This window comes from Ferrimicrobium sp., assembly GCF_027319265.1.
Classification (GTDB): Bacteria; Actinomycetota; Acidimicrobiia; order Acidimicrobiales; family Acidimicrobiaceae; genus Ferrimicrobium.
This window is the reverse complement of the sequence record NZ_DAHVNP010000018.1, coordinates 1-22823: the sequence shown is the minus strand read 5'-3', so window position 1 is coordinate 22823 and position 22823 is coordinate 1. Positions and strand designations below refer to the sequence as shown.

The following is a 22823-nucleotide window of genomic DNA, read 5'->3' as shown; positions in this document are numbered from 1 at the left end:
GTGCAGTTGCACTACGAACGCACGGGTCCACCGGATCGCCCGGTGGTTGTCTTAATTCACGGCCTTGGCGGTCAGTTGACGGACTGGCCAGAGCCTGCCATCACGCGCTTTGTTGAGGCTGGTTATCAGGTCTTGACCTACGACCAGCGCGATAGTGGGCTTTCGACCCGATTGACGCACGTCGGTATTCCCGATCTATTGTCGATTTATATGGGACGCCGAGAGCTCGCTCCCTATACATTGGCAGATATGGCAGACGATCTGCTCGAGTTACTTGATCGTCTCGGCATCGATCAAGTCCATCTCGTTGGCGTTTCGATGGGAGCGATGGTGGCGCAGCAATTCCTGATCGAGGAGCCTAAGCGTGTGCTGTCGCTGATCAGCATGCTCGGTTCCACTGGACGTACCGGTGTTGGTCAGCCGAGCGAGATGGCTCTTGGAGCGCTCATGAACCCGAACCGCGAAGAACCCTTGGAGTTGGTGGTCGGTCGGCCTCGTTCAGCGCGAGAGCGCCAAGCGATCCTCGATCGCATCGATCGAGGTGCCGCTCGGTTGGCGGCGGCCGGCATTGATGACCCGGTTGCAAGTGTGCGTCAGTTGAGCGCCGTGCTCGCTTCGCCTGATCGTTCGACGGCGCTGTCGACGTTGGCGGCCTTGCCATCGCTCGTCGTCCACGGGGTGCTCGATCCGCTCGTCAACGTATCTGGTGGCATCGACACCTTTCGGGTGTTGGCGGGCTCGCGACTCCTTCTCTTTGCCGATCTCGGACATGACCTACCCGCTTGGTGCTGGGATAGGCTGGCGACAGAGATGCTGGATACAATCACTGAAGCTGGGGGGGTAGGTTGTGGGGCCACTACAGGGTATTCGGGTCGTTGAGATGGCAGGGATTGGCCCTGCCCCATTTGCCGGCATGATCCTCGCGGACCTTGGGGCGACGGTGATCCGGATCGATCCGCCCAAGCGACCGGGAATCGGTGCCGATCTGATGGGTCGGGGAAAGCGCGCCATCGCCATCGATGCCAAGAAGCCTGGCGCTGCCGAGTTGATAGCGCGGATTGTGGAGCGTTCGTCGATCCTGATTGAGGGGTTTCGCCCAGGCGTTATGGAGCGCTTAGGACTCGGACCCTCGGAGCTGATGGCTGTCAATCCACGGTTGATCTACGGGCGGATGACCGGATGGGGTCAGGATGGACCAAAAGCAGCGCGTTCGGGGCACGATATCAACTACATCTCGATGTCCGGTGTATTGGGCTCCATCGGGGACGAGGTCCACGGGCCATCCATTCCACTGAACCTGGTCGGAGATTTTGGTGGCGGTGGCATGTTGCTTGTGGCCGGCGTGCTCGCCGCGCTCATCGAATCCCACCGGACCGGAAAGGGCCAGGTGGTGGATGCGGCGATGGTCGATGGCTCCTTGTTGCTCATGACGATGATCTATTCGATGTTCCAGGAGGATGGCTGGCCATCTGGACCGGGAAACAATCTCCTTGACGGCGGTGCCCCCTTCTATTGCACGTATGCCACCAAGGATGGTCGTTGGGTAGCGGTGGGGGCACTCGAGCCCCAGTTCTTCAAGGAGCTTGTTGAGGTGCTCGACCTCGGGGAGCGCTTCACTACCGATAATCAGTATGATCAACGCCGTTGGCCGGAGATGCGTAGGGCCTTCACCGAGCGGTTTCTTCGTCGTACACGAGGAGAGTGGGAGTCGCTGTTTGCAACCTCGGATGCCTGCGTGACGCCGGTGTTGACCATGGGCGAGGCGCTTGATCACCCGTTTCATCAGGAGCGGGGGAGTTTTGTCAAGGTAGGAAACCTGTGCCAGCCGGGACCGGCTCCTCGTTTTGGGCACTATGACGAAGAGGAGCGACGGCTCCGGCGCGAGCTTGTCTACGACTCGACAGGCATCCTGACCGAGATTGGTGTGGCCCAGGACGAGATCGACGCGTTGTTGGGCCAAGAGCTCGTTATCGAGTAGGTTTCGGTGTTCTACCTGGGGAGAGAGGCCAGTGGTGCCCCGTTCTTTACCTCCGATCGGTCACATCTGCTGGTGTTAGGTCCGCCAAGGTCTGGGAAGACCTCCTCGTTGGTGATTCCCAATGCACGGCTTTTTCCTGGGGCTGTCGTCGTCACTTCGACGAAGAATGATATCCTGGAGGCTATTTTGGCCCGTCGTCTCGAGGTCGGCAAGGTTTGGGTTTTTGACCCGAGTGGAGAGGTGCCACTCATGGAGGGGGTCCAGCGCGCAAGTTGGTCTCCGGTCATGGCGGCAACCAGTTTCGAAGAGGCGGTCTTGGTGGCTGAGGGCTTTGTCGCCGTGGCGCTCGGCGCTGGGGGAACATCGGATCGACACTGGATCGATCGCGCGAAGGCCCTTCTCGCACCGCTCTTGCTGGCGGGCAATCTTCTCGGAGTGCCAGCGACGGTGATTGCCCAATGGGTCGACGGGCGTGAATTTGGAGAGGCCACCGATACTCTCCAATTCGCCGGAGAGGTGCGCGCCCTTGGCGTACTTCAAGGGATCTTAGGGACCGAGGCGAGGGAGCGATCAGCGATCATCTCCTCGACCTCGGGTGCTCTTGGGGCCTACCGTTTCCGCGACCAGGATGAGGGAGAGGAGTTTGTACCCTCACGCTTTGTCGTGAGTCATGACCTGCTCCTCATCGTCTCTCCGTCCCTGGTACAGACGGTCGTCGCTCCGGTGGTGGTAGCGTTAATTGACGAGATCCGTCGTGCTGCCTATCGCGCTACCGTCGTGGGGATGCAGCCGATGGTGGCCCTACTCCTTGATGAGATGGCCAACATTGCTCCGCTCCCCTCGCTTGGCTCGCTGCTCTCTGAAGGGGTGAGTCAAGGTGTCCACCTACTTGGTGCCCTGCAGGACCTTTCACAGGCGCGACTTCGATGGCCACAACTCATGCGAGGCCTCTTGACACTTTTTGGGACCACGGTGGTCCTCGGTGGAATCGGCGATATCGAGACCCTGCGCATGTTGGAGGAGCTCTTTGGGGATGTGGACCGAGAGGAGGTGGGCTGGCAGCGCGGAGGTCTCTTGCGACTCACGACGAGCACCCATCGACGGGCGCGACCGCTGATGAGCCGCGGCGATCTCCGCGACCTTGGACCCTTCGAGGCGGCAGTGCTGGATCTGCGGGGTCGTTCTGGAACCGTGCAGCTGACTCCTGATTTTCGCCAGTAAATGCTTCTCATGGTGGTCTTGGTGGAGTCGGGTGTTGCGCTGGTAGGCTGTGGCTGCCATGCCCACTTTGTTTGCTGTCCTGTTGACGAAGGTCAAACGTAGCCAGATTGTGACGCTGTTGATCGCTTCGATCACCTGTTTGGTGATCGGCGCCATCGCCTTTGCCCTTACCCAGCATGTCAGTGTTGGCATCGGTCTTTACTGGGCGGTCACCACAGCGACAACCGTCGGCTATGGGGATGTGACACCACACAACACCGTCGGCCGAGTGATCGCCATTCTTGTGATGGTGACGACGATTCCACTCTTTGGCGCCGCCTTTGCTTTTCTGGCGGCATCGCTCACCGCTACCCGGCTCGCTAAGCTCTTGCACATGCGAGAAGGACCCCCCAAAGGAAGTTTTGTTGCGATCTATGGGATGCACGATGCCGTGCGCAAGATTGCGAGTGAGGTCGCAGCCACGGGAGAGCGGGTGGTGGTGGTCGCCGAGAGCAATTTGGAGAGTCTCCCGGCAACGATCGAGACGATCAAGGGGGATCCAACTCTCGAGACGGTGCTCCGGCGTTCAGAGCCGGAACGGGCCTCGAGGCTTCTCATCGCTGTCGAGGATGAGAAGGACGCACTGTTGATCGCTGTGATGCTCCGACATCTTGCACCGTCTGTCCCACTCATCGCCGTCGCCAACTCCTCGAGGATTGCGACGGCACTCACGGATTTGGGGGTGGAGACCACGGTCTCGATCGAGGATCTGTTGGGACATACACTCGCCAAGAGTATCGAGACTCCCCACGCTGGTGATCTACTGCTGGAGATGGTGCGCTCCCCCGAGATGATGTTTCGCGAGTATCCCGCCGACCCGGGGGTGATCGGCCGTACGCTCAGTCAGGCCCGTTCGATCGAGCAGGGGTTGTTGCTCGGCGTCGTCAAACAGGGTCAGATCCACATGGGTGTCTCGACGGATCCGGTGATCGAAGCTGGGGACACGATCCTCGTGCTTCGCCCTCGCTCCCAGCTGTCGAAGCGCTAGATCTCAGCCAGAATCGCTACCGATGTGATCACAAAGATCGCTCCAGGTTGGTTTGCCCAGGTCTGCCAGGCTTGGGCGATGAAGTCGAGCTCCTCGTCGCTGGCGAGTCCAAGCCGAAGGGCCTCGCTCGCAAAGGTGGAGTGCCGTACCCGTCCGGCCCATAACCCGCCCCACCAATGGCACAGCTCTGGTGTGGCGTAGGTCCAGGTGATGGTGCTGACGCTGTGGTGTGCGAGCCCACAGGCTAGCGCGAGCGACGGGAGTTCGCGGCCAATGTTGGGATTGACTTGATTGGCCGAAGCGATGCCTTGATAGACCTGCATCCAGCGCTCGAGTCCCTCCGAGGTAGGCCACCACATCATTCGGTCATAGTCTGCGTCGGCGAAGGCGAGGTGGCGTCGGGCCACCCTGGCCATCTCGGTCACGGCTCGTTGTGGATCGCGAAGATGTTGGAGTACCTGGTGAGCATGGACGACGTCAAAGCTCTTGTTCTCAAAGGGTAGCGCGTAGGCGTCACCAACGATGCCAAAGCCGTACGGACTGGCCCCAACTGCCTCCTTGACGATCGGCGCGGTTTGGTCGAGGGCGATGACACGACCCCTGGAGAGGAGTTGTGCAAAGTCGCGTGTGATGGTTCCTGGTCCACAGCCAACATCGAGTAGTGTGTCGTCTTCTCGCAGGACGGGTACGAGGTAGCCAGCGGAGTTTTCGGCTCCTCGCCAACGATGTGACGCGAGGACCGATGGGTCATGACCGTGAATATAGATAGCTGCCATCGATCCTCCTAGAACGCTGGACGGGTGGAACGTCGCCGGGATGCTGATTAATAAAACTGCGACCAGTTGGCGGTAGAGGGGGTGGTCAAGCCAGTCGGGCCAGCTCCAAAGAGTCGGAGAATATTGCCGGTCATCACGCGAACAAGGTGGCTCGGGCAGGAGGTGGTTCCCGGTGGACAAGCTTGCATGGCAGCGATCCAATTATTGGTCCCGCTCTCGAAGATGCCGGCCTTGCTGGTGGGGTTGGTGACGTACGTGGTGTCGGCGTACGTCTTATGGTTATCAAAGCCGATTACAACTGGCGAGTGACTGAGGATCTCGACGTTGGGGGGGTTCGGGCGGCTGGGATCGTAGCCGTCAAAGTCATACTTCAAGAGACCTGGTATCTTCGAGCCGTTAGTGAGGCCGGTACCCGCAAAGAGCCAGGTGTGTGCGTCGGTGACCACGAGCGGAAAGCTGAGGTTGTTGTTGTAGCCGATATAGGTATCGCCCACCAAGGACGAGGCGGGTGAGTTAGCGGGGGGCTGACCCCACCAGTTCTGTGTGACGCGAGCATTGTCGACCCCATAGAGTGGATCGGCCTGCGGGTCGCGGTAATTCACGACCTCCAGGTTTGGTCCAAGGGGTGAGGACTGGAGACGGACCTTGCGCAGGATCGGGCTCGCACCGAAGAAGACCAGATTGACGCCGTGGGCGCTGGCGGCAACCGCATTCGCACGCATCCTTGTCGACCACTCCTCGTCATGTCCGAGGGAGAGCAACGCCTGGTGTTTGGTAAGGAGGTTGCCATGGACCGTGAGGGTGATGTTGGTCCAGTAGGTCACGTTGAGACCGTGCTTTTCCATGTAACGCACCAGCGGGTATTCGTTGGTCAAGAAGTTAGCTGCTCCATCGCCGTAACCATAGGGGCGGTCAAAGGAGAGGACACGCGACCGATTGGGAGGTGGATAACCTGGTTCAGGTGTGGCACCCTGATAGAGGTCATAGCCACCGAAGGGATTAAAGGCCTGCCAGGTAAAGACAGCGTTCATGACGACATAGGTCGCCGTGGAGTGGGGATCCCAGACCGTGAGGGGAATGTAGCTTTGCTGCCCACCTGCGCCTACCAGTTTTAGGAGGTAGTCACCTTGGACAAACGCCTTTGTGATGGGAAAGGAGGTCGAGCGCTGCCAGTTGCATTGCACCATATAGAGGGGGGCAGAGGCTGGACAGTTTGGTTGTACCACGCCGGTGAGCTGCTTCGATGTCCAGACCAACCGAGCGCCGAGTCCTTGGTAATAGCCCATTCGGAAGGCTTCGATGCGGTACGTGGGAGCGACGGTCGAGACGTAGACATTGACCGTTTGGCCCATGCGTGCTTGTGGCCGGTTGGTATAGCCCATGATCGCATCAGGAGTCTGTGGCCCGGTGATCTTCCAGGCGGTGGTCCCAGGTAGTTTATTCTGTTGGATCACCCAACGAGCTTCGACACCATCGGTACCATTGAAGGTAGCTGCGAGTCGTTTTGTCCCAGACGCCTTGGTTGGGGTGACCTTAGTGGGATGGGTAGTCGTCGAGGAGGAGGTTGCAACGGCGATCGAAGTGCCGGCAGCGATGACGAGGATCGCGATGACGACGACGAGGAGCCGGCGTCCTCTTTGTTTCGCGGTTATCCGTTGATGTTGTCCTGCCAACCTCTCTCCTTTGTCCAATGCCCGAGCCGACGCCGCCGACACGGAGCCAAAAGATGTGGACACCCTTTTGCACAGCAGATACCCAAAGCGACAACGCCAAGTGGCGGGTTGTATCATGCCGTCTGGGCACGCTCCGATACCTGGTTGTGGCCATCGATCTCACGACACCTTACCCTATGGGGGGAGGATTCGCTGACGCTCATTGTGTGAGTTTCATCGCTGGAATTCAGCGACAGACCTCGGATTTGCACTACCCAACTGGTCGACGGGAGCAGACATTGCGCGTTGGCGGTTGGGGCCTGCGGTGGTGGGGTGGGGCCGTCGGTTGCGGTGCAACGATTGTCACAGGAGGCATCACCCGATCACGAAGCAACTCCTTGGCAGGTGGAGGTCATTGCACCTCAGAGGGCGGTGGCCTTGGCGAACGGATGCTCTAGGGAGGGCCGATTGGTGGCCACGACACGCCAACCTACTCGGCAGTGTGCGCGGATGAGCTAAGGGGTGGGCGTATCGGGGTCTTGGACAACGGCTTTGGCGCGAGCAAGTTTTGAGAGTGCCGAGAGATAGCCGGTAGGGTCGCTGTAGTCAGCTCGAGCGGAGGAGGCAGTTGATGTGAGCGCTACCTCATCAGAGGAGCGGACTGGCTCTTGTGTTGACGGTACCCGCTGGTCGCCCGCTCGACGGCGCGACCCCGACGCTTTGCGATGGGCCATGAAGAGGAATGCGACGACGATCACGACGAGGAGGACCACCGCATAACCCGCGTCGGAGACGGTGTGGACCATATGCTGCCAGGCTGATCCAACGGAGTAGCCGAGTAAGGTAAGCCCACCATCCCACACGAGCGATCCGAGCAACGTGAGGATCCCAAAAGCGAGGGGCGGGACCTCGGCGAGTCCAGCAGCAAGGGCCACGAAGTTGCGAACCACCGGTAGGAGACGGCTGGCAAAGACACCCCAACGAGGGTGGCGTTCGTACCATGCTTGCAGACGATCGAGCTGTTCATGGTCGACACGAATGTATTTGCCGTAGCGGAGTACGAGTGCGCGACCACCGGTCATGCCAAAGGCCCAAGCGATGTAGGCGCCGATCAGTTCGCCGAGGGCACCAACGACGACGACCTCAACGATATTGAAGTGACCGGTATAGGCGAGAAAACCAGCAAAACCGAAGGTAAGCTCCGACGAGGTGGGAACGCAGGCCGACTGGGCAATTGAAAGAAGGAAGATTGCCAGGTAGCCCCATGTTGAGATGAGGTGCTCCATAGTTACCTAGACACTAGCACCTCCCTAAGCTGACCGCTGTCGGTTCGTTGTCCAATCTTTGCTGCATTGGCACGGCTCGATCGTCATCGTAGGAGTTGGTGGAGAACTCCCAACCACGCCGTTCATGCATCGCAAGGAGCCATGGCACACACAATACCGACAATACGGGATAGATAGTGAGGTGGTGCGGCTGTCAATGCATTGACAGATAGGCTGGCGGTTGAGGGTTTTGCCTTTTGGTGTGCCGGATAACGATGACGTCGACAAGAAGAACGTTGACAGCTACAGCGTTGACAGCGATAGAGTTGACAGCGATAGGGACGGGGAGGTTGTGCGATGGCACGGGTTGTAGTAACTGCGGGGCAATTATCGGGCAGGCGTACTGGGGTCCATGAAGGCTATTTGGATGCCCTCGCTCGTCTTGGATCCTACGGGATGATGGCACCGGCGCAGATCGGTGACCTCGCTGAGTCGGAGATCAAGAGGATAGCCAAGGAGCTGATCGCCTCGACTGATGCGCTCATGCTGACTGGAGGTGGTGACGTCGATCCCGCCCTCTATGGACAGACGGTGAACTCTGACAAGGTCTACGGGATTGAGGCCAATCGTGACCGGATTGAGCGAGCCCTACTAGATGAGGCGCTCCATCAGGACCGTAAGGTTCTCGCGATCTGTCGTGGCATACAGGTCGTCAATGTCTTCTTTGGTGGAACGCTTATTCAGGATCTTGAGACGAGCGGTAAAAACCGGCATTCTCTCACGGAACACGAGTACGAGTACGCCCATAGCATCAGCGTCTCTGCGGACTCGGAGCTCGCCCGGCTGCTACCAGGTATCTTGCAGGCGAACTCGCTCCATCACCAGGCAGTCGATGTGCCAGGAGGAGATCTGGTGGTCACGGCGGTGTCAGAGGATGGTGTCGTCGAGGCGATGGAACGGCCTGGACTCGTCGCGGTGCAGTGGCATCCAGAGCGATTGATCGACTTCGACCCGATGCAGTTGAACCTCTTCCGCTGGTTGGTGAGTTGAGAAGCCTTTCTTGTTGCACAATGGGTGCCTGAGGGAACGTGGGAACCTGCTAGGCTGGTGAAAGCCTGTTCGATTGTCGAACGGCGCCTGCCCATTCGGGCACGAAGAATGTGGAGTTTCTACGCACGTGGGAGTTCCGCGTGTATGTAGAGGAGACTTCTTTGTCGAATATATTCGATACCTTGGGCGTTGACGCCCAAATTCAAGCCCGCTTAACCGCGATTGGAATTACTGAACCCACCGCGGTCCAAGCCCAGGCAATTCCTGCTTCGCTTGCTGGCCATGATCTGATCGCACAAGCACCAACGGGATCTGGAAAGACCTTTGCCTTTGGTGTTCCTTTGGTCTCGCTGCTCGAGGGAGTTCGTGGTCGCGCGACCGGACCACTCGGTCTTATTCTGGTGCCGACACGTGAGTTGGCACAACAGGTGCAAAAAGCGCTTGTGAGCTTGGCTCCGAGAGACTTCTGGGTGATGGCTGTCTACGGAGGAACACCCTACGGAAAGCAGATCCAACAGCTCAAGCGCGGGGTCGACGTTCTTGTCGCCACTCCTGGACGTTTGATGGATCTGGTGGATCGACGGGCCGTCTCGCTAGATGCGGTAACCCATGTCGTCCTTGACGAGGTTGATCGTATGGCTGATATGGGTTTTGGCCCGGCAGTTGCAGAGATTCTTGGCTCCTTGACCGCTCGTCGGCAGACAGCCTTCTTCTCGGCCACCCTCGACAATCCAGTAAGATCGCTGGTGCAACGGTACCTGACGGAGCCGACGTTCATCACGATTGAGGCTGATGAACCGAAGCTGGAGCATCGTTTCGTACCTGCTGGCCGCTACGAGAAGGCAGGCCTGGTTTCGGATTACGCACTTGGTCATGGTCCGACCATCGTTTTTTGCAACACCCGTGATCAGGTTGATCGACTCGATGACGAGCTAGCTGATCTGGGCATGGACGCCTCTGCGGTGCATGGAGGTCTCTCGCAGCGCCAACGCGATGCGGCCCTGCGGCGTTTCTTGACCAAGCGAACACAGGTGTTGATCGCGACGGATGTCGCCGCTCGTGGCATCCACGTCGACGAGGTAGCACTTGTGCTTCACTATGATCTTCCGAACAACTTCACCGATTATCTTCACCGCTCTGGCCGCACTGGACGGGCGGGAAATACTGGTGTAGTCATCTCGCTGGTCTCTGATCGAGATCGTTCAAAGGCACGCTCGATTGAACAACAGTTGCAGACTGGTGTGCCGGGTAGCGATGGTGGGTCCTATGGCGGAGGTCGTGGTGGTGGCGCTAGGCGACCACGTCGGCCAGCACAGTATTCGCGGAGGTCTCGCTAACCTCCGTCACGAGAATAGAAAGGTCAACGATGACACTCGAGGCGGTTTTCTTTGATGTCGATGGAACGATAGCGGAGACGGAGCGTGGAGGTCATCGCGTGGCCTACAACTCTGCCTTTCGTGAGCTAGGTTATCCCGTTGACTGGGATCCTGAACTCTACGGTGAGCTCCTTGCCATTATGGGAGGCAAGGAGCGAATCCGTTTTTATTGGAGCCAACACCCTGAGCTAGGGGCGTTGAGTGATGCGCAGGTTGAGCAGATCCACGATGTCAAGGCACGTTACTTTCGTGAACTGGTCGACCAAGGGGGTATCGAACTTCGCGTGGGCGTACGACGTCTGCTGGATGAACTCGCTTCCCGACGCATTCCGATCTCCATCGCTTCGACGATCACCTATGAGGGGCTTGATGCCCTGTTGCGCAGGAGCCTCGGCGACGATTGGCAAGACCGTTTTCAATATCTCGGTATTGGTGATATCGTCCCGCGCAAAAAGCCTGATCCGGGGATCTATCTTTGGTTGCTTGAGCGACACCGTGTTGATGCACGCAATGTCGTGACGCTTGAGGACACACGCGCTGGACTGTTGGCCAGTGTCGGTGCGGGTATTCCTACCTTGATTACCCCGAGTGACTACACCCAAGACCAGGATTTCTCGGAGGCGGCCTGTGTGGCGTCGAGTCTCGGTGACCCCGGTGAGCCAGCCCACTGGCGGTTGGCCTCAGGGGCAGAGGGTAGTGGTCTCATTGACGTTGAATTCCTTGAGAAGCTTGTTTCGAGATAGTAGTACCGCGTATGGATTGGGCGCTTGTTCTCTCCGTCTTCTTTGCAAGCGCGGTGGAGGCCGTTGAGGCACTGACGATCGTTCTCGCGGTCGGCTTTACCCATGGCTGGCGCATTGCGCTCCGTGGCGCGGTGCTGGCGATTGCGATCCTCGTTCTCATCGTTGCGGTCCTGGGGACGGCGATGGTGCACTATGTTCCACTTGCGCTACTGCGCACCGTGGTCGGGTTTGTGCTGCTGGTCTTTGGGCTGCAGTGGCTTCACAAAGCGGTGTTGCGTTCGATCGGGGCTAAGGCGATGCATGATGAGGCCGCGATCTATGCGCGGCAGGTGGGCCGCCTCAAAGATGAGGCAGATCGCCAGGGCTTTGTGATCGCATTCAAAGGCGTTTTGCTCGAAGGGCTCGAGGTGGCGGTCATTGTGATATCGCTGGGGTCGAGTGCCCGTGCACTTGGTCAGGCTTCGCTCGCAGCTTTGGCGGCGGTGGTCGTCGTCGCGGCTCTTGGCATCGTGTTGGCCCGGGCCTTGACGGAGGTGCCAGAGAACAAGCTCAAGATGGTCGTGGGCGTGATGTTGACCAGTTTTGGGACGTTCTGGATGGCCCAGGGATTGGGTCTACATTGGCCGGGAGGGGATATCTTTTTACTGCCAATGGTGGGATGGTTTGCACTCACTGCGCTGCTATTGGTGACGTTTGGGCGGCGACGGACGGCTGCAGATGCATGAGATCGGCCGACAATGATGCGGATAGTCGTAGTTCCGTTTGTGTTCCTCTGGAACTTCATCGTTGGAGACCAGCCCTGGCTGGCACTTGGTGCCGTCGTCGTCGGGGTAGTGACCCTAGGGGTGCGCCATGACAGTGGAGGTTGGTTGGCAGTGCCGATTGTGGTCGCGGTCGTACTGACATTGGTGCTCTTGCGCGACGTCAGACGGGGCTACTCGGGCCATCGTCGTTTGGGGAGGAAGGGTCGTTAAACCTCTAACGATTCTCCGGGAACGCCTTGTCGACGATACGGCGGTTGATATCGTTGTAGATGCCGCCAAGGCCACCGGCCGCAATCGACTCACCTTAGCCGCCGCCGGGCTCGCATTTCACGGATTCCTCGCTATTTTTCCAGCGATTATTGCAGCGGTCGGGTTGGCAAGGCTCATTGGTCTGACGCCTGCTACGCTCGGTACGGTAGTGCATGACCTGTCGGTCTTGCTGCCACAGTCCGTCGCAGCGATCTTGACGGCAGCACTCAAGAGTAGCGGATCGAGGCGGGCGGATTTGATCGCCGTCGTGGCAGGCTTGGCGGTAGCTGCTTGGTCTGCGATCGAAGCCATCTCCGCACTCCAGCAGGCGCTCGATGTTGCCTTTGATGTCGCCAAGCCGCATGGCTTTATCCTTCGTCGGGTCCGTGCGCTGCCATTGCTCGCGGTTACGATCGTGCTCGCTGGTGTCGCCGTCGCGTTGCTCGTCTTTGGTGGGGCGATCGAGAAGTTGGTCGCGGATCAGTTGCCGCTAGGGCTGCATGGCGTTCTTGATGTCGGTGCATGGGTGGTACGGATCGTCGGTTCGTTGATCGCTATGACGTTATTGTTGTCCATCTACTACGGGGCCGCACAGGGCAGGTCGTGGAAGAGATGGAGGGTCCTATCCCTGGGGAGCGCGATAGCGACGGTAGGCTGGGTGCTCACATCGCTTGGCTTCAGCCTCTACCTCACCCACTCTGCGGGCGAGTCGGCGACCTATGGACCGCTGGCAGGTGTGGCGGTTCTCCTGCTATGGCTCTATCTCACCTTTGTTGTGGTACTCATGGGTGCCGAAATCGACCACGCCATCGCGATTCACCGCGGTGCATTGACGCAGTGACACGCGGTTGGGTTAGGTGGCTTTAGGGTGCTCGTTCCCTCTGAGACGAGTGACGACGAGTGCAGGGAGCCAGCCCTCTAGAAAGGCAAGGACGAGGGCAAGGAGAACGAGAAGGAGTCCGAGGGTGGCGGGTAGGCCTGCGAGTAGGGCGACAACACGCGCAGCTTGTACAAGATGCGCACTGATCACGCTCTGTACGAAGCCAGCGATCCAACCGAGGGCAACCGAACAGCCAGCAAGGCTTGGACGGATCGAGAGCGCCAATCCTGCACCGACGAGATAGCCAAGCCACCATAGACCTACGCTATTGCCGATGAAGGCGATCAAAGCACCAAAGAACACCAACAGGATCGATCGCTGCGTCGTCGTCATCTGCTTGGCTCCAATCTCCAGGTGGCGATGCTGGGCTGAGGGCCGAGCCCGAATGGCAAGTAGTGCCCATCGAACCAATCGGGTATCTGATTCTCGTACCAGCTCGATAAGGGATTCTCGGATTGACCTCCAGGGTAGATGGCCGCACCTCGATCACCGAATGCCACGATCATCCGCCAACTCGGACCGGCCTCTGAGAGCAGACCTCCGTCGGCGGCATCGACGGTCCAGGCATCCCCGGATGATCCTCGGGGTCCATAACCCAGACCGGCCACGCCGCTCAGGGAGGGAAACTCGCGAAAGTGGAGCCGATCCCAGTGCCATGTCGTCTCTTGATTGCCGAGTCTATGGGCGAGGCTCGCGACGGCTTGTGTCAGCGCCTCTCGTGCAACGGTACCAGCATTGCGATGAACGTGGCTGGCTGGTGGGGTGAAGAAAGGATTTGCTGGGTCGTTGATATCCAGGTATTGGAGGTCCTCGATCAGTGGAGCATTGAGTTGATTGACCACGAGCGAGCTACCAGGCGGTTCGGGAACGCGGTAGTAACGGAACCAAGGTTCGAAGGTATCACGGATGTCGTTGCCGAGAAAGGTCCACCAAATGCTCGCTGCCGTTGAGGTGGTGCCCATGGAGTCATTCCAGTGGCGTAGGGTCGTGACTGCCTGCTCGACCGCGGGTGTGGGATGAACCCCATTGAACTGGCGTACGAGCCAAGGGACGAGTTGGGTGGCGAGGTAGTCGGTTACTGAGTTCTGGAGGTGAGCGACGTCGGTGGGGGTTACTCGCTGGTGAGTGGTGAGGAAGGAGTGGATCTCGTCAGCTCGATAGCCATTGGAGAAGAAGTCAAAGGAGGTCCCGAGGTAGTACGGGTAGTCTGCACTGACCGGTCGTTGGTTCGCACTGAAGACAAAACCTGATTTTGGATCGTAGCTTTGTGGGATCTCGCTATAGGGAATCGATCCGACAATGCGGCTACCATCGTTACCGTTCATCACCAACCACGGATCACGCGCGCTGACAATCGGGTAGTAGCCAGCCGAGATGAGGCCGATGTTGCCGTGGCGGTCACCGAAGACGAAGTTCTGTGATGGCGCACGCCAGATCGAGAGCGCGGTAGTGAACTGTCTCCAATTCGTGGCATGGAGGATGCCCATCAGTGAGGCAAAATCCTTGGAGACAGCGGCCCCCATCCAGTCGACAGCGACCTTGGCGCCATGGATCGTGATGATGGGGCCATTAGTCGTTGTCTGTACGACGAGATGCTGACTGGTGCCCCCTTTCACCTTGACGGTGTAGTCGTAATCAGTAAAAGGCACCCACCTCCCTCGCAGCAGGTAGTCACCGGGATGGGCCTTACTAGTGGTCTCTTGGTAGAAGAAGGTCGATTGGTTCTGGACATCAGTCTCGCTCCAGGCAATCCAGTGATTTCTCCCGATCAGGATGATGGGCAGGCCGGGGACGGTAACGCCAGCAAAGCTCACCCCAGGGGCGTGCGCGTTGACCCAGTACCAAACGGCGGGAAGTGTTTGATTCAAGTGTGGATCCCCGGCCACAATGGTGTCGCCGGTGGTTGATTTATCCCCCGCAATGGCCCAGTTGTTTGAGTTTGAGAAGGAGTGAATGGCTCCTGGGGGGAGTTTGGTGCTCATTTTGGCGAGCGACTGAAGCGAGTCCAGCAGTGACGGACTGACGGTAATGGGTGGGTCGGTAGGAGTGGTGTGGTGGAAGTGATACGGTCCGGGATCATAGGGCTCCTGCGGGTTCTTCGCGATCACTGGAAACAGAGCCATGCTCCGTTGAAAGCCAAGGTGTCCAACCAAGATCGAGTAATCGACGGGATTCTGGGAGTAATCGAGGGTCTGTGTCAAGTACCCTTGGACCAACATCGAATCGATGGGCGTCCAAGGAGCAGGGGTGTAGTCGAGGAGACGAAACTCTACGGGGAGTTGATGGTGGCTGATATCGTAGGCACGTGCCGCATTTACGCCGTTCGAGAAGATCTCTAGAATCTCTTTATCAGCTGATGGTAGCGCTTGGAAGTTCGCCTCGGCGGTCCGAATAAGTCCGAGCCGAAGTTCGAAGAGGTCGGAGGTCAGGTAGCTTGGTCCGAGAACAGCTGACAGTTGGCCTCCGGCCTCACGGCGGATAAGGTCCATCTCGAAGAGCCGATTGCGCGCCTCGAGGTATCCCATTGCGTACCAAAGAGCAGCTTGACTCCTGGCGTGGAGATCCGGGATTCCCTGCGCTGAGTAGGAGATTGTGACGGTCGTAGGGATGCCGGTGAGATGTATGGTGGCCGATGTCGGCAGGGCTGCTCGCGCACCGAGATTGAATGCGCCGGTGGTTGGGTCCAACGTCGAGCCGAGCGGCGGCACGGTGGCGACGCCCCGAAGCTGAAGGATAGCGAGCGCGAGAAGCGCGACAATAATGCCCAGAGTGCCGAGGAGGGGGCGCCGAGCCATGGATTCCTTTCTTTCGTCGTTCGCCAGATCCTAGCAGACAATTGATCGCGGGAGTGGTCACTGGCCCTGGGACTTATAGGGCACGACATATTCCCCTTGATTGGTGGCCGAAGGAGCACATTGCGCTCGTAAGGCGATGACGAGGCGTGATTCAGGGAGTTGCTCCGTCTCAGCGAGCGTCCCGGCTAATGGTTGCCAATAGGAGTCCGTTGATGCTGCGAGGTTGGCAGGGGAGACGGCCTCTGCGAGCAGCAGTTCCGCTCTGGCAAGGTCTGTGCGGGCCTTTGCACCATTAGCGGTTTGTGAGGTTTCATAGAGGCGAATCGATTGGTGAACGAGCGTGCAGGCCTGGTCAGCCTCTGCGGTGGCACTTGCGCCGCAGGAGGAGAGCAGCGCACCCGTCAGTGCGATCGATCCAAGGAGCACGGCCCTTCTCTTTCTCGGACGGCAAAGCACGTGCAGAGGCCATCCGTTTCCACGATTCATCCTGTTGTGCCTTGCTCGTCCACGATTTCAGGCTAACGGTAGCGCATGGTGTTTGGTAGGCTTTGGGCATGGATACCCTCTTTGGCCCCGATTCGGCGGTTTGGCAGTTACACAGCGACTTCTCAGGACTTGTCGGTGGATTGCGTGCCCTGGCGGTGCAGTCGCTTGAACCACGAGCGCTTGCAGGAGTGCGTCAATTCTCGCGATTTGGCGACCGTCCCGATCAGCGCCTACGCGAGACGATCGACTTCATCGATACGATCACCTATGGGGACATGGACGAGGTGAGATCGGCGATTGCCGCAGTTCGTAGGCTTCATGAACCGGTAGAAGGGGTTGTCCCCGATAGTGGGGCAGCGTTTTCGGCTAACGACCCGTTCCTCTTGGCATGGGTCCATAATGCGATGGTGGAGTCTATCTGTTTCGCCTACGAGCGGTTCCACCCAGAGGTTGACCATGCGCTCTATGACCGTTATGTCGCAGAGATGACACGATTTGCCGAATTGATGGGTTGCGAGATGACGGAAGTTCCCCTGCGCTATGGAGACCTCAGCCAATGGGTTTGGCGCCAACCCAACCTTGTCGTCAATGAGGCAACGATGGAGGCGTTTACGATCTTGGAGCGGCTTCGGCCGGCCGGTTTTGTGGGGCAGGTCTATCCCTTCGTCATGCGGTGGCTGTATGCATCACTGCCGAACTGGGTGACGCTGCAACTCGATCGATCGGTTTCAACGATGGAGGAGTCGCTGATTTGGGTGGGGCTCAAAATTGGAGGGGAGCTCTCCATGGGGATCACTGCTCCATCACCTCGCCGGCTACGTGCTCAATCCCAGTACGCTCAGGAGGATGCCGACGCAACTCGATAGGCTTTCACTCCTCTTTACTGATCTTGACGGGACGCTCCTCACGACGAGCGTAACCATCCATTCGAGCGTGGTGCGCCAGATACGGGGTGCCCGCAGCCGTGGCGTGTCCGTGGTGCCGGCGACAGCGCGTGGCGTGAGGGGCATGCTTCAGGTGGCACAGCTCGTTGATCTCGGTCCCCTTGCGGTCTGCCACAACGGTGCAGTTGGTTATCATCTTGAGCGAGGGTCGTTGCTGTGGGTGAGGGAGCTGTCTCGCGAGTTTGTACGCACCACGATCGAGAGTCTCGTCAAGCTAGACGACGGCTTTTTCTTCGCGGCCTCTTCCCCGATCGAGTTTCGCCCCCAACGGGCGTTTTTGAAGGATCCGACGATGACCGAGCTCGAGTGGGAGTTGGCGGGGCTTTTTGAACTCGATTCGGTGGTCAAAGTGATCATTCGACATAGGGATCATCCTGCTGCTGCACTCATTGATATTCTTTCGCAAGAGGTCTCGGGGGTACAACTCATTAGCGGGTCGACTGACTGGGTCGAGATCGTTCCAAAGGGAGTGAGCAAGGGCTTTGGTGTTGGCCTGGCGGCAGAGGTGCTGGGGGTGGAGCTCGAAGACGCAGTGGCTATTGGAGATCACCTCAATGATCTGCCGATGCTGATGAGCGTTGGTCATCCGGTTGCCGTAGCGAATGCGCATCCCTCGGTGCTGGCGGTGGCAGCCGATGTGGTGTCATCGAATGATCTAGGAGGAGTTGGCGAGCTGGTCAGCAAGATGGGACACGGTAGTACTGCTGATAGGTATCGTGCGTAGCCTAACCACGTCACCCTGGTCGTGTCGAGATGGCACATGAAGCATCCTGAAGGGATGCGCACGTGCAAGCTGGTGTCACCGGGAAATCTATGACTTCTGTAGGCACCGTCCTTGTTACAATGGTGCTGATAGTTTCGTTTGCAATCGAAAAGGTTGAGGTTCTCGTTGCTGCAACGCGTTTTTGATACGGTCTTCACCGAAACTGTTCCGGCCGAAGAACTCTCGTCGTCTCGACGTGTGCGCGCAGTCGCCAGGTTGCTTGCCCTCCTTGGCTCAGTGCTTTTCATTGGCCTGGCCATAGAAGGGGTGACCGTTGTTTTTATCGGTCAGCTGATCGCACTCCATGTCGTACTCGGCCTGATTCTGCTCCCGATCATGGCCTACAAGATCATTGTGGCGACCTATCGGTTCGCGATGTACTATCTCGGTGCCCCTGACTTCAAACACGCCGGGCCTCCTGAATTAGTTCTGCGGGTTGTTGGCCCATTGCTGGTGGTCACCACGGTGATCCTGATGGTGAGTGGCATCATACTGGTCTACGCACGCCCGAATACGCCAACGGCCGCGCTTTGGCTCAACATTCACCGGGATGATTTTGTGGCGTGGTTTGCGCTAATGGTCTTTCATGTGCTCGCCTATGTGCGTAGGGCCGTAGGCACGTCAAGTTACGATCTTCGTTACAGCCGTTATCACTCGTTGATCGGACGCCAGGGGCGTCTTATCAGTATCGTGCTTGCAGTGATCATCGGTGGACTCCTGGCGTGGGCGATCTTTCCTGCTGTCGCTCATTGGTCGAGTTTTTTCTCAGTACACCCCACTCGCTAATTAGAGAACCGGTGGGTGTGTTGCTAGGATGGTGGTCTTGGAGTGGAAACCGGATCAGCTGCTAGACCTGGGGTTGCGGGTGACGGAAGCTTGCCTTGCAACGGTGAATAGTTCCTCGGACTGGTCGGCGACTGGGCAGGCAAGAGGGCAACATGTCGGGGATGTCGTCGCCGATGAGGCAGGCCTACAGGTTCTCATCAATGCAGGGGTCAATGTGTTCTCGGAAGAATCTGGCCTCTTGGACCAGGGTTCTTCGGTCACCGCGGTCCTGGATCCGATCGATGGCTCGACGAATGCGGCACGAGGAATTCCGTACTGGACCAGCGCTATCTGCCTCCTGCATCATGGCAGCCCAGTGGTTGGGGTAGTGAGACTGTCTGGTTCTGAAGGAGTCTTCGCGACTAAGGTTGGCCAAGGTGCTACTTTCAATGGTCAACATATTGTTCCATCCTTAGCTGAGTCGTTGAATCGTTCGGTGATATTTGTCAACGGTTACCCGCGTCAACATCTAGGTTGGGCGCAAATGCGCTCTCTTGGTTCCGCAGCGCTCGAGATCTCATTGTTGGCAAGGGGAAGTGGTGACGGGTTCATTGACTGCTCGGATGGACTTGCCGTCTGGGATTACTTGGCGGCAGCTCTGATTTTGACAGAAGCTGGCGGTGTGGTTCACGTGCAGGACGTGGAACTGATGATGCCTCCATTGGATCTGACACGCCGTAAAGTGGTAGCCGCCTGCAATTCCCTTATTTTGTCCGCTCTTCTGGGTCAGCCTGACGATCCTACTCAACGGGGGTAGACTGTAGCAACTGTGAGGGCGCTTAGCTCAGTTGGTTAGAGCGGCTGGCTTACAACCAGCAGGTCAGGGGTTCGAGTCCCTTAGCGCCCACCAGGTCAGAGCATGTTTCCTAAATCGCAATAGACCAAGTCCCAGCAAATAACCCAACAAAGAGTTCGAGGTTGGAGGATTTGATGGCAGGAAGCATGCGGCTTGTGGCCCAGCAGACACCTGGGAGCTCCATCGTACGAAGTACGCTCACGCTCAGGAGGGCAGTGCATCGCAGTGTCCGTTTCCGGGACACGATGCGGCAGGCTGAGCGTGAACTCGCACGGCTCGTGATTGAGCAAGAGGATAGACCTGTACCGCTCATCAAGGATGCACCAGCCACAATGGTGGTCAGGTCTCGAAAAGGCCTATCTCACTCTGAAGTTCCGACCCAATTCACTAGCTTGCTACCCACTATGACTTCTTCGCTATTGGGTTACCATTCCTCAGGAAGTGCATCGCTAGTGGCTTCCAGGTCTCACCGTCATTGGTTGAGATGTAGCTACTGGAGATGACCGGAGGGGCAGTCCGCTCGCTGATCGGGGGAAAGTGGACGAGCGTTACCTGCAGTTGGTCGTTGGCGTTCACAGCTATCGACTCCGTACCGCTATCGTGTATTGCAGCAATTGGAAGAGAGACCAAGCTGTGAGCGCCGCTGGTCGTGATGCGCACGAATTGCGGAGGTGACGCTGGAGTGGTGACAAATTGATTCGGCACCGTGGCCAGCCAGACCGAGTTACCTTGAACGGTCACGTACTTCGGAGTTAGTCCTGACTGGACTCCTACCTGTGTGGTGGTAAAGGAACCGAAGGCTGTCCAGGTTGCCCCTTGGTTTGTGGTCGCATAGGCGGTAACGTCTAGGTAGTTACTGGTGCAGTTACCATTTGGCACCTTCGCCGTCACGAGGACGGTAGCACCCGATGAGAGTTGGCCGGCAATGCTCGGATACACTATGTCCTGGCACCCAGGTATGGTTATATCATCCAGGGATTCGCCCGGAAAATGCACTTGTGACCATGAGGCGCCGTTGTTCGTGCTCACCCAGAGCTGATCGTAGGCGCTTCCAAGGAGCCAGAGGTCAGACCCAACGAGAGTGACGGGACCTCCTTGGGGGGTGTTGCTAGAGGCGTTGGGCAATGGATTGATCCACGTGTCACCGTCATTGTTGGTCTGGAACCACTCACCACCTGTCATGGCCCCTGGGTTACTCTGGTCAACCATCATTCCGATGACCGAACCGTGGGCGACAACGAAGTGGACATTGGTGGGAGTTCCGTATACTGCGACGTGCTCCACACTCCAGGTCACCCCGCCGTCATGGGATAGGTCAAGATCTATCGGTTGGCCGAGGGGAAGCTGTTGTGGATTGTAGTCATAAGCGATCACTGTCGATCCCGACACCACTGCGGATCTGAGTTGGGTACCTTTTGGTAGCGGCGGATTAACTTCGTGATAGGTGACCCCGTTGGTTGAGATGTAGAGAGTATCTGACCCGCTGATCACCCAGTCCGTGCCCGAGGCCGCATCAGGGACAGTTGAGGCTGAGGTGGGCGAGGAGGTACTAGTCGAGCTAAGCGAGGTAGTCGTCTTGGAACTACCGGCGGGGTGTCCTTTGACTGAGGAGCTGCTCTTTGGGGCTGGATCTGACCAAGGGTGGTGGCTGTCGTTAAAGGAGAGGGTGACAACCCCCGCGGTGATGAGAATCCCAGCGGCACCAGCGAGGAGTGCCTTCTGTTTGCCAAAGTGTGCCATTCTTGCTCCTTTCAGAGGATCGTATCAGTAGAGGGGTGCGTCTTCGTAGTCGCAGTCGAAAGTAATCCCGGCCCCCGAACAAGTGTTGCTATATTGCTTGATGCGCTGATTGTTATCCCAGTCCTGAGAGGGAATGGGAGGGAGATCGGACGGATCCGTGTTGTTGGTGCTGTAGTTCGCACCCCATATGAATGCCGGGGCTGGGGCACCGGTCAAGTTCGCGAGGTACGAGGCCCCACTTGATCCATACACTGCGGGCAATTGACGTGGTAAGGTAGCATCCCAACCCCGGACGAAGGCCTCCTCGGCTGTATCGCAAGCTAGGGAGTTAGACGTGAAGCCCTCAATATCATCAACAATCGGGACCCCACCATCTGGAACAGAGAAGCCGTCGTTAAGTAAAGCCGTGTACGCGTGATGGGCTGAGTTTTGGCCTTGTGAGTAGGCCGTTTGGTAGTTGTTGTAGGAATCGAGAGAAATCTGCTCAGGTCCGACGTTACTACAGGTTGACTGAGGTCCGACCCAAATGGGCTCAACATACCACCCCTCGGAAATTACCGTATTGATCCAGGACTCGGTTGGGAAAGCATTTGGACAACCGGCGTCACTTCCTCCGATGTAGATACCAATCCAGCCATAGCTGGGTTTGAGCTGCTGCATCGTCAACTGACTTGTGTGGCTACACCTATCAAATCCGTATGGATTAACACCCCCCGGGCCTACAACCCCGGATGGGGAGTCAGAACTTGCGTGAGAAGCGTAGGACTCTACGGAGGTGAGAGTCTCTGTCCCCTTCCCAATAATGGAGGTGTGCTGAAAACTCGATGCATCTATCAACCCTATCATCCCCAGACTTACAAGAGCTATGACCCCTCCTCGGAGCAATGTTCGTAGTTTCAGGTCTCCCCTAACCCGTCGGCACAGCTGCTGAATGTAGCGACGACGTTCGGTTGCTACGTTATCGCGTTTCGCTAAAGTTCCACCGGGTTTTGGCGCTATATTTTCGGTATGTCATCCTTTCGGCGTACAAGGACCAGTCTCCTCAGCATCCGAGCATGCCATGCGGCTCGAATGTCTCGCCTCGTACCAGGACCTCGCGCTGGTGCTGCGAAGTTCTCGCGAACACCAGTTGTCCGATCGTAAAGCATGTGATACGACAGGCGTACATTGATCTCCTTGACCGGAAGGTAATCCAAGAGTTCAAGGCTCTCCCTTGAAGCAGCCTCCAACGCAGGGGAGATCCCCAGTCATCGAGAATGAGCAGATGTGTTCCTGTCAACGCATGGACAAGCCGCGAGTCGGTTCCATCCAACCCGGTCCGGCTGGAGTAGCTTAGACCCTACGCTCTATTTTTCACCCAACTTTTCACCCAACAGTTGCGTCCGAGAACGTCCCACCAAGTGCGAGTGCGTTTCGATACTCATGGCAAAAAGTGTCAATGAGCGGCGAAAATAAGACAACCTCGGACACTATCACTACATACTCGGACAGTT

At 57.9% G+C, this 22823-nt stretch carries 23 protein-coding genes and 1 tRNA gene; 16 read left to right on the top strand and 8 right to left on the bottom strand.

Annotated features, from left to right (window positions below; all coding sequences use genetic code 11):
- From M7439_RS02015 to M7439_RS02000, 4 genes are read left to right on the top strand one after another with little or no spacing between them, the layout of a single operon-like run.
- Nucleotides 1–879 (top strand): alpha/beta fold hydrolase, encoded by an 879-nt coding sequence (locus tag M7439_RS02015; RefSeq protein WP_298344420.1) that lies wholly within the window; start codon nucleotides 1–3, stop codon nucleotides 877–879.
- A complete protein-coding gene (locus tag M7439_RS02010; RefSeq protein ID WP_298344417.1) occupies nucleotides 848–1978 on the top strand; it encodes a CaiB/BaiF CoA-transferase family protein in 1131 nt (376 codons plus the stop codon). The genes M7439_RS02015 and M7439_RS02010 overlap by 32 nt, the downstream gene beginning before the upstream one ends.
- Nucleotides 1979–1984: 6 nt before the next feature.
- Nucleotides 1985–3199, top strand: a complete 1215-nt coding sequence (locus M7439_RS02005) for a type IV secretory system conjugative DNA transfer family protein (RefSeq protein ID WP_298344414.1) — start codon at nucleotides 1985–1987, stop codon at nucleotides 3197–3199.
- A 58-nt stretch (nucleotides 3200–3257) separates the two neighbouring features.
- Entirely contained in the window at nucleotides 3258–4226 is a 969-nt protein-coding gene (locus M7439_RS02000) for a TrkA family potassium uptake protein (protein ID WP_298344411.1), read from the top strand.
- On the opposite strand, the gene M7439_RS01995 is transcribed toward M7439_RS02000, so the two are convergent.
- Together M7439_RS01995 and M7439_RS01990 are read right to left on the bottom strand one after the other, a co-directional pair.
- On the bottom strand, nucleotides 4223–5002 hold the full coding sequence (locus tag M7439_RS01995) for a methyltransferase domain-containing protein (protein ID WP_298344406.1): 780 nt from the start codon (nucleotides 5000–5002) through the stop codon (nucleotides 4223–4225). The two genes, M7439_RS02000 and M7439_RS01995, sit on opposite strands and share 4 nt — an antisense overlap.
- 47 nt (nucleotides 5003–5049) lie before the next feature.
- Nucleotides 5050–6675: a N,N-dimethylformamidase beta subunit family domain-containing protein gene (locus M7439_RS01990; RefSeq protein ID WP_298344403.1), complete on the bottom strand. Its 1626-nt coding sequence runs from the start codon at nucleotides 6673–6675 to the stop codon at nucleotides 5050–5052.
- Nucleotides 6676–6881: 206 nt separating this feature from the next.
- Between M7439_RS01990 and M7439_RS01985 the strand changes: the two genes are divergently transcribed.
- Nucleotides 6882–7112, top strand: coding sequence for a hypothetical protein (locus M7439_RS01985; protein ID WP_298344400.1), 231 nt, complete (start codon nucleotides 6882–6884; stop codon nucleotides 7110–7112).
- A 57-nt stretch (nucleotides 7113–7169) separates the two neighbouring features.
- Here M7439_RS01985 and M7439_RS01980 read toward each other — a convergent pair whose 3' ends face one another.
- On the bottom strand, nucleotides 7170–7940 hold the full coding sequence (locus tag M7439_RS01980; protein ID WP_298344397.1) for a DedA family protein: 771 nt from the start codon (nucleotides 7938–7940) through the stop codon (nucleotides 7170–7172).
- Nucleotides 7941–8276: 336 nt separating this feature from the next.
- Between M7439_RS01980 and M7439_RS01975 the strand changes: the two genes are divergently transcribed.
- The 6 genes from M7439_RS01975 to M7439_RS01950 all read left to right on the top strand — a co-directional run bounded on the left by M7439_RS01975 (nucleotide 8277) and on the right by M7439_RS01950 (nucleotide 12942).
- Nucleotides 8277–8969 carry a gamma-glutamyl-gamma-aminobutyrate hydrolase family protein gene (locus tag M7439_RS01975; protein ID WP_298344394.1) on the top strand — a complete coding sequence of 231 codons (693 nt, stop codon included), beginning with the start codon at nucleotides 8277–8279 and terminating at the stop codon, nucleotides 8967–8969.
- Nucleotides 8970–9109: 140 nt separating this feature from the next.
- Nucleotides 9110–10306: a DEAD/DEAH box helicase gene (locus M7439_RS01970; RefSeq protein WP_298344392.1), complete on the top strand. Its 1197-nt coding sequence runs from the start codon at nucleotides 9110–9112 to the stop codon at nucleotides 10304–10306.
- 29 nt (nucleotides 10307–10335) lie between these two features.
- On the top strand, nucleotides 10336–11088 hold the full coding sequence (locus M7439_RS01965; RefSeq protein ID WP_298344389.1) for an HAD family hydrolase: 753 nt from the start codon (nucleotides 10336–10338) through the stop codon (nucleotides 11086–11088).
- An 11-nt stretch (nucleotides 11089–11099) separates the two neighbouring features.
- Nucleotides 11100–11813, top strand: coding sequence for a COG4280 domain-containing protein (locus tag M7439_RS01960; protein ID WP_298344386.1), 714 nt, complete (start codon nucleotides 11100–11102; stop codon nucleotides 11811–11813).
- A gap of 12 nt (nucleotides 11814–11825) precedes the next feature.
- A complete protein-coding gene (locus tag M7439_RS01955) occupies nucleotides 11826–12062 on the top strand; it encodes a hypothetical protein (RefSeq protein WP_298344383.1) in 237 nt (78 codons plus the stop codon).
- Entirely contained in the window at nucleotides 12034–12942 is a 909-nt protein-coding gene (locus M7439_RS01950) for a YihY/virulence factor BrkB family protein (protein ID WP_308464359.1), read from the top strand. Before M7439_RS01955 ends, M7439_RS01950 begins: the two co-directional genes overlap by 29 nt.
- Before the next feature lie 12 nt (nucleotides 12943–12954).
- Here the strand turns inward: M7439_RS01950 and M7439_RS01945 are convergent, their stop codons facing one another.
- From M7439_RS01945 to M7439_RS01935, 3 genes are read right to left on the bottom strand one after another with little or no spacing between them, the layout of a single operon-like run.
- Entirely contained in the window at nucleotides 12955–13314 is a 360-nt protein-coding gene (locus M7439_RS01945; RefSeq protein ID WP_298344380.1) for a hypothetical protein, read from the bottom strand.
- Nucleotides 13311–15776 carry a penicillin acylase family protein gene (locus M7439_RS01940; protein ID WP_298344377.1) on the bottom strand — a complete coding sequence of 822 codons (2466 nt, stop codon included), beginning with the start codon at nucleotides 15774–15776 and terminating at the stop codon, nucleotides 13311–13313. The genes M7439_RS01945 and M7439_RS01940 overlap by 4 nt, the downstream gene beginning before the upstream one ends.
- A 57-nt stretch (nucleotides 15777–15833) precedes the next feature.
- Nucleotides 15834–16202: a hypothetical protein gene (locus M7439_RS01935; protein ID WP_298344374.1), complete on the bottom strand. Its 369-nt coding sequence runs from the start codon at nucleotides 16200–16202 to the stop codon at nucleotides 15834–15836.
- A gap of 128 nt (nucleotides 16203–16330) precedes the next feature.
- Here M7439_RS01935 and M7439_RS01930 point away from each other — a divergent pair, with 128 nt between their 5' ends.
- The 5 genes from M7439_RS01930 (at nucleotide 16331) to M7439_RS01910 (ending at nucleotide 19644) form a co-directional block, all read left to right on the top strand.
- Entirely contained in the window at nucleotides 16331–17128 is a 798-nt protein-coding gene (locus tag M7439_RS01930) for an oxygenase MpaB family protein (RefSeq protein WP_298344371.1), read from the top strand.
- The gene (locus tag M7439_RS01925) at nucleotides 17109–17930 is read left to right on the top strand and encodes an HAD family hydrolase (RefSeq protein ID WP_298344367.1); all 822 of its coding nucleotides are present in this window, start codon (nucleotides 17109–17111) and stop codon (nucleotides 17928–17930) included. The genes M7439_RS01930 and M7439_RS01925 overlap by 20 nt, the downstream gene beginning before the upstream one ends.
- Before the next feature lie 165 nt (nucleotides 17931–18095).
- A complete protein-coding gene (locus tag M7439_RS01920; RefSeq protein WP_298344364.1) occupies nucleotides 18096–18755 on the top strand; it encodes a hypothetical protein in 660 nt (219 codons plus the stop codon).
- Nucleotides 18756–18792: 37 nt separating this feature from the next.
- Nucleotides 18793–19551: an inositol monophosphatase gene (locus M7439_RS01915; protein ID WP_298344361.1), complete on the top strand. Its 759-nt coding sequence runs from the start codon at nucleotides 18793–18795 to the stop codon at nucleotides 19549–19551.
- Between the two features lie 16 nt (nucleotides 19552–19567).
- Nucleotides 19568–19644: transfer RNA gene (locus M7439_RS01910), tRNA-Val, on the top strand.
- 348 nt (nucleotides 19645–19992) lie between these two features.
- On the opposite strand, the gene M7439_RS01905 is transcribed toward M7439_RS01910, so the two are convergent.
- Nucleotides 19993–21330: a hypothetical protein gene (locus M7439_RS01905; RefSeq protein ID WP_298344358.1), complete on the bottom strand. Its 1338-nt coding sequence runs from the start codon at nucleotides 21328–21330 to the stop codon at nucleotides 19993–19995.
- A gap of 24 nt (nucleotides 21331–21354) precedes the next feature.
- A complete protein-coding gene (locus M7439_RS12950) occupies nucleotides 21355–21990 on the bottom strand; it encodes a glycoside hydrolase domain-containing protein (protein WP_298344355.1) in 636 nt (211 codons plus the stop codon).
- Nucleotides 21991–22823: the final 833 nt, after the last annotated feature.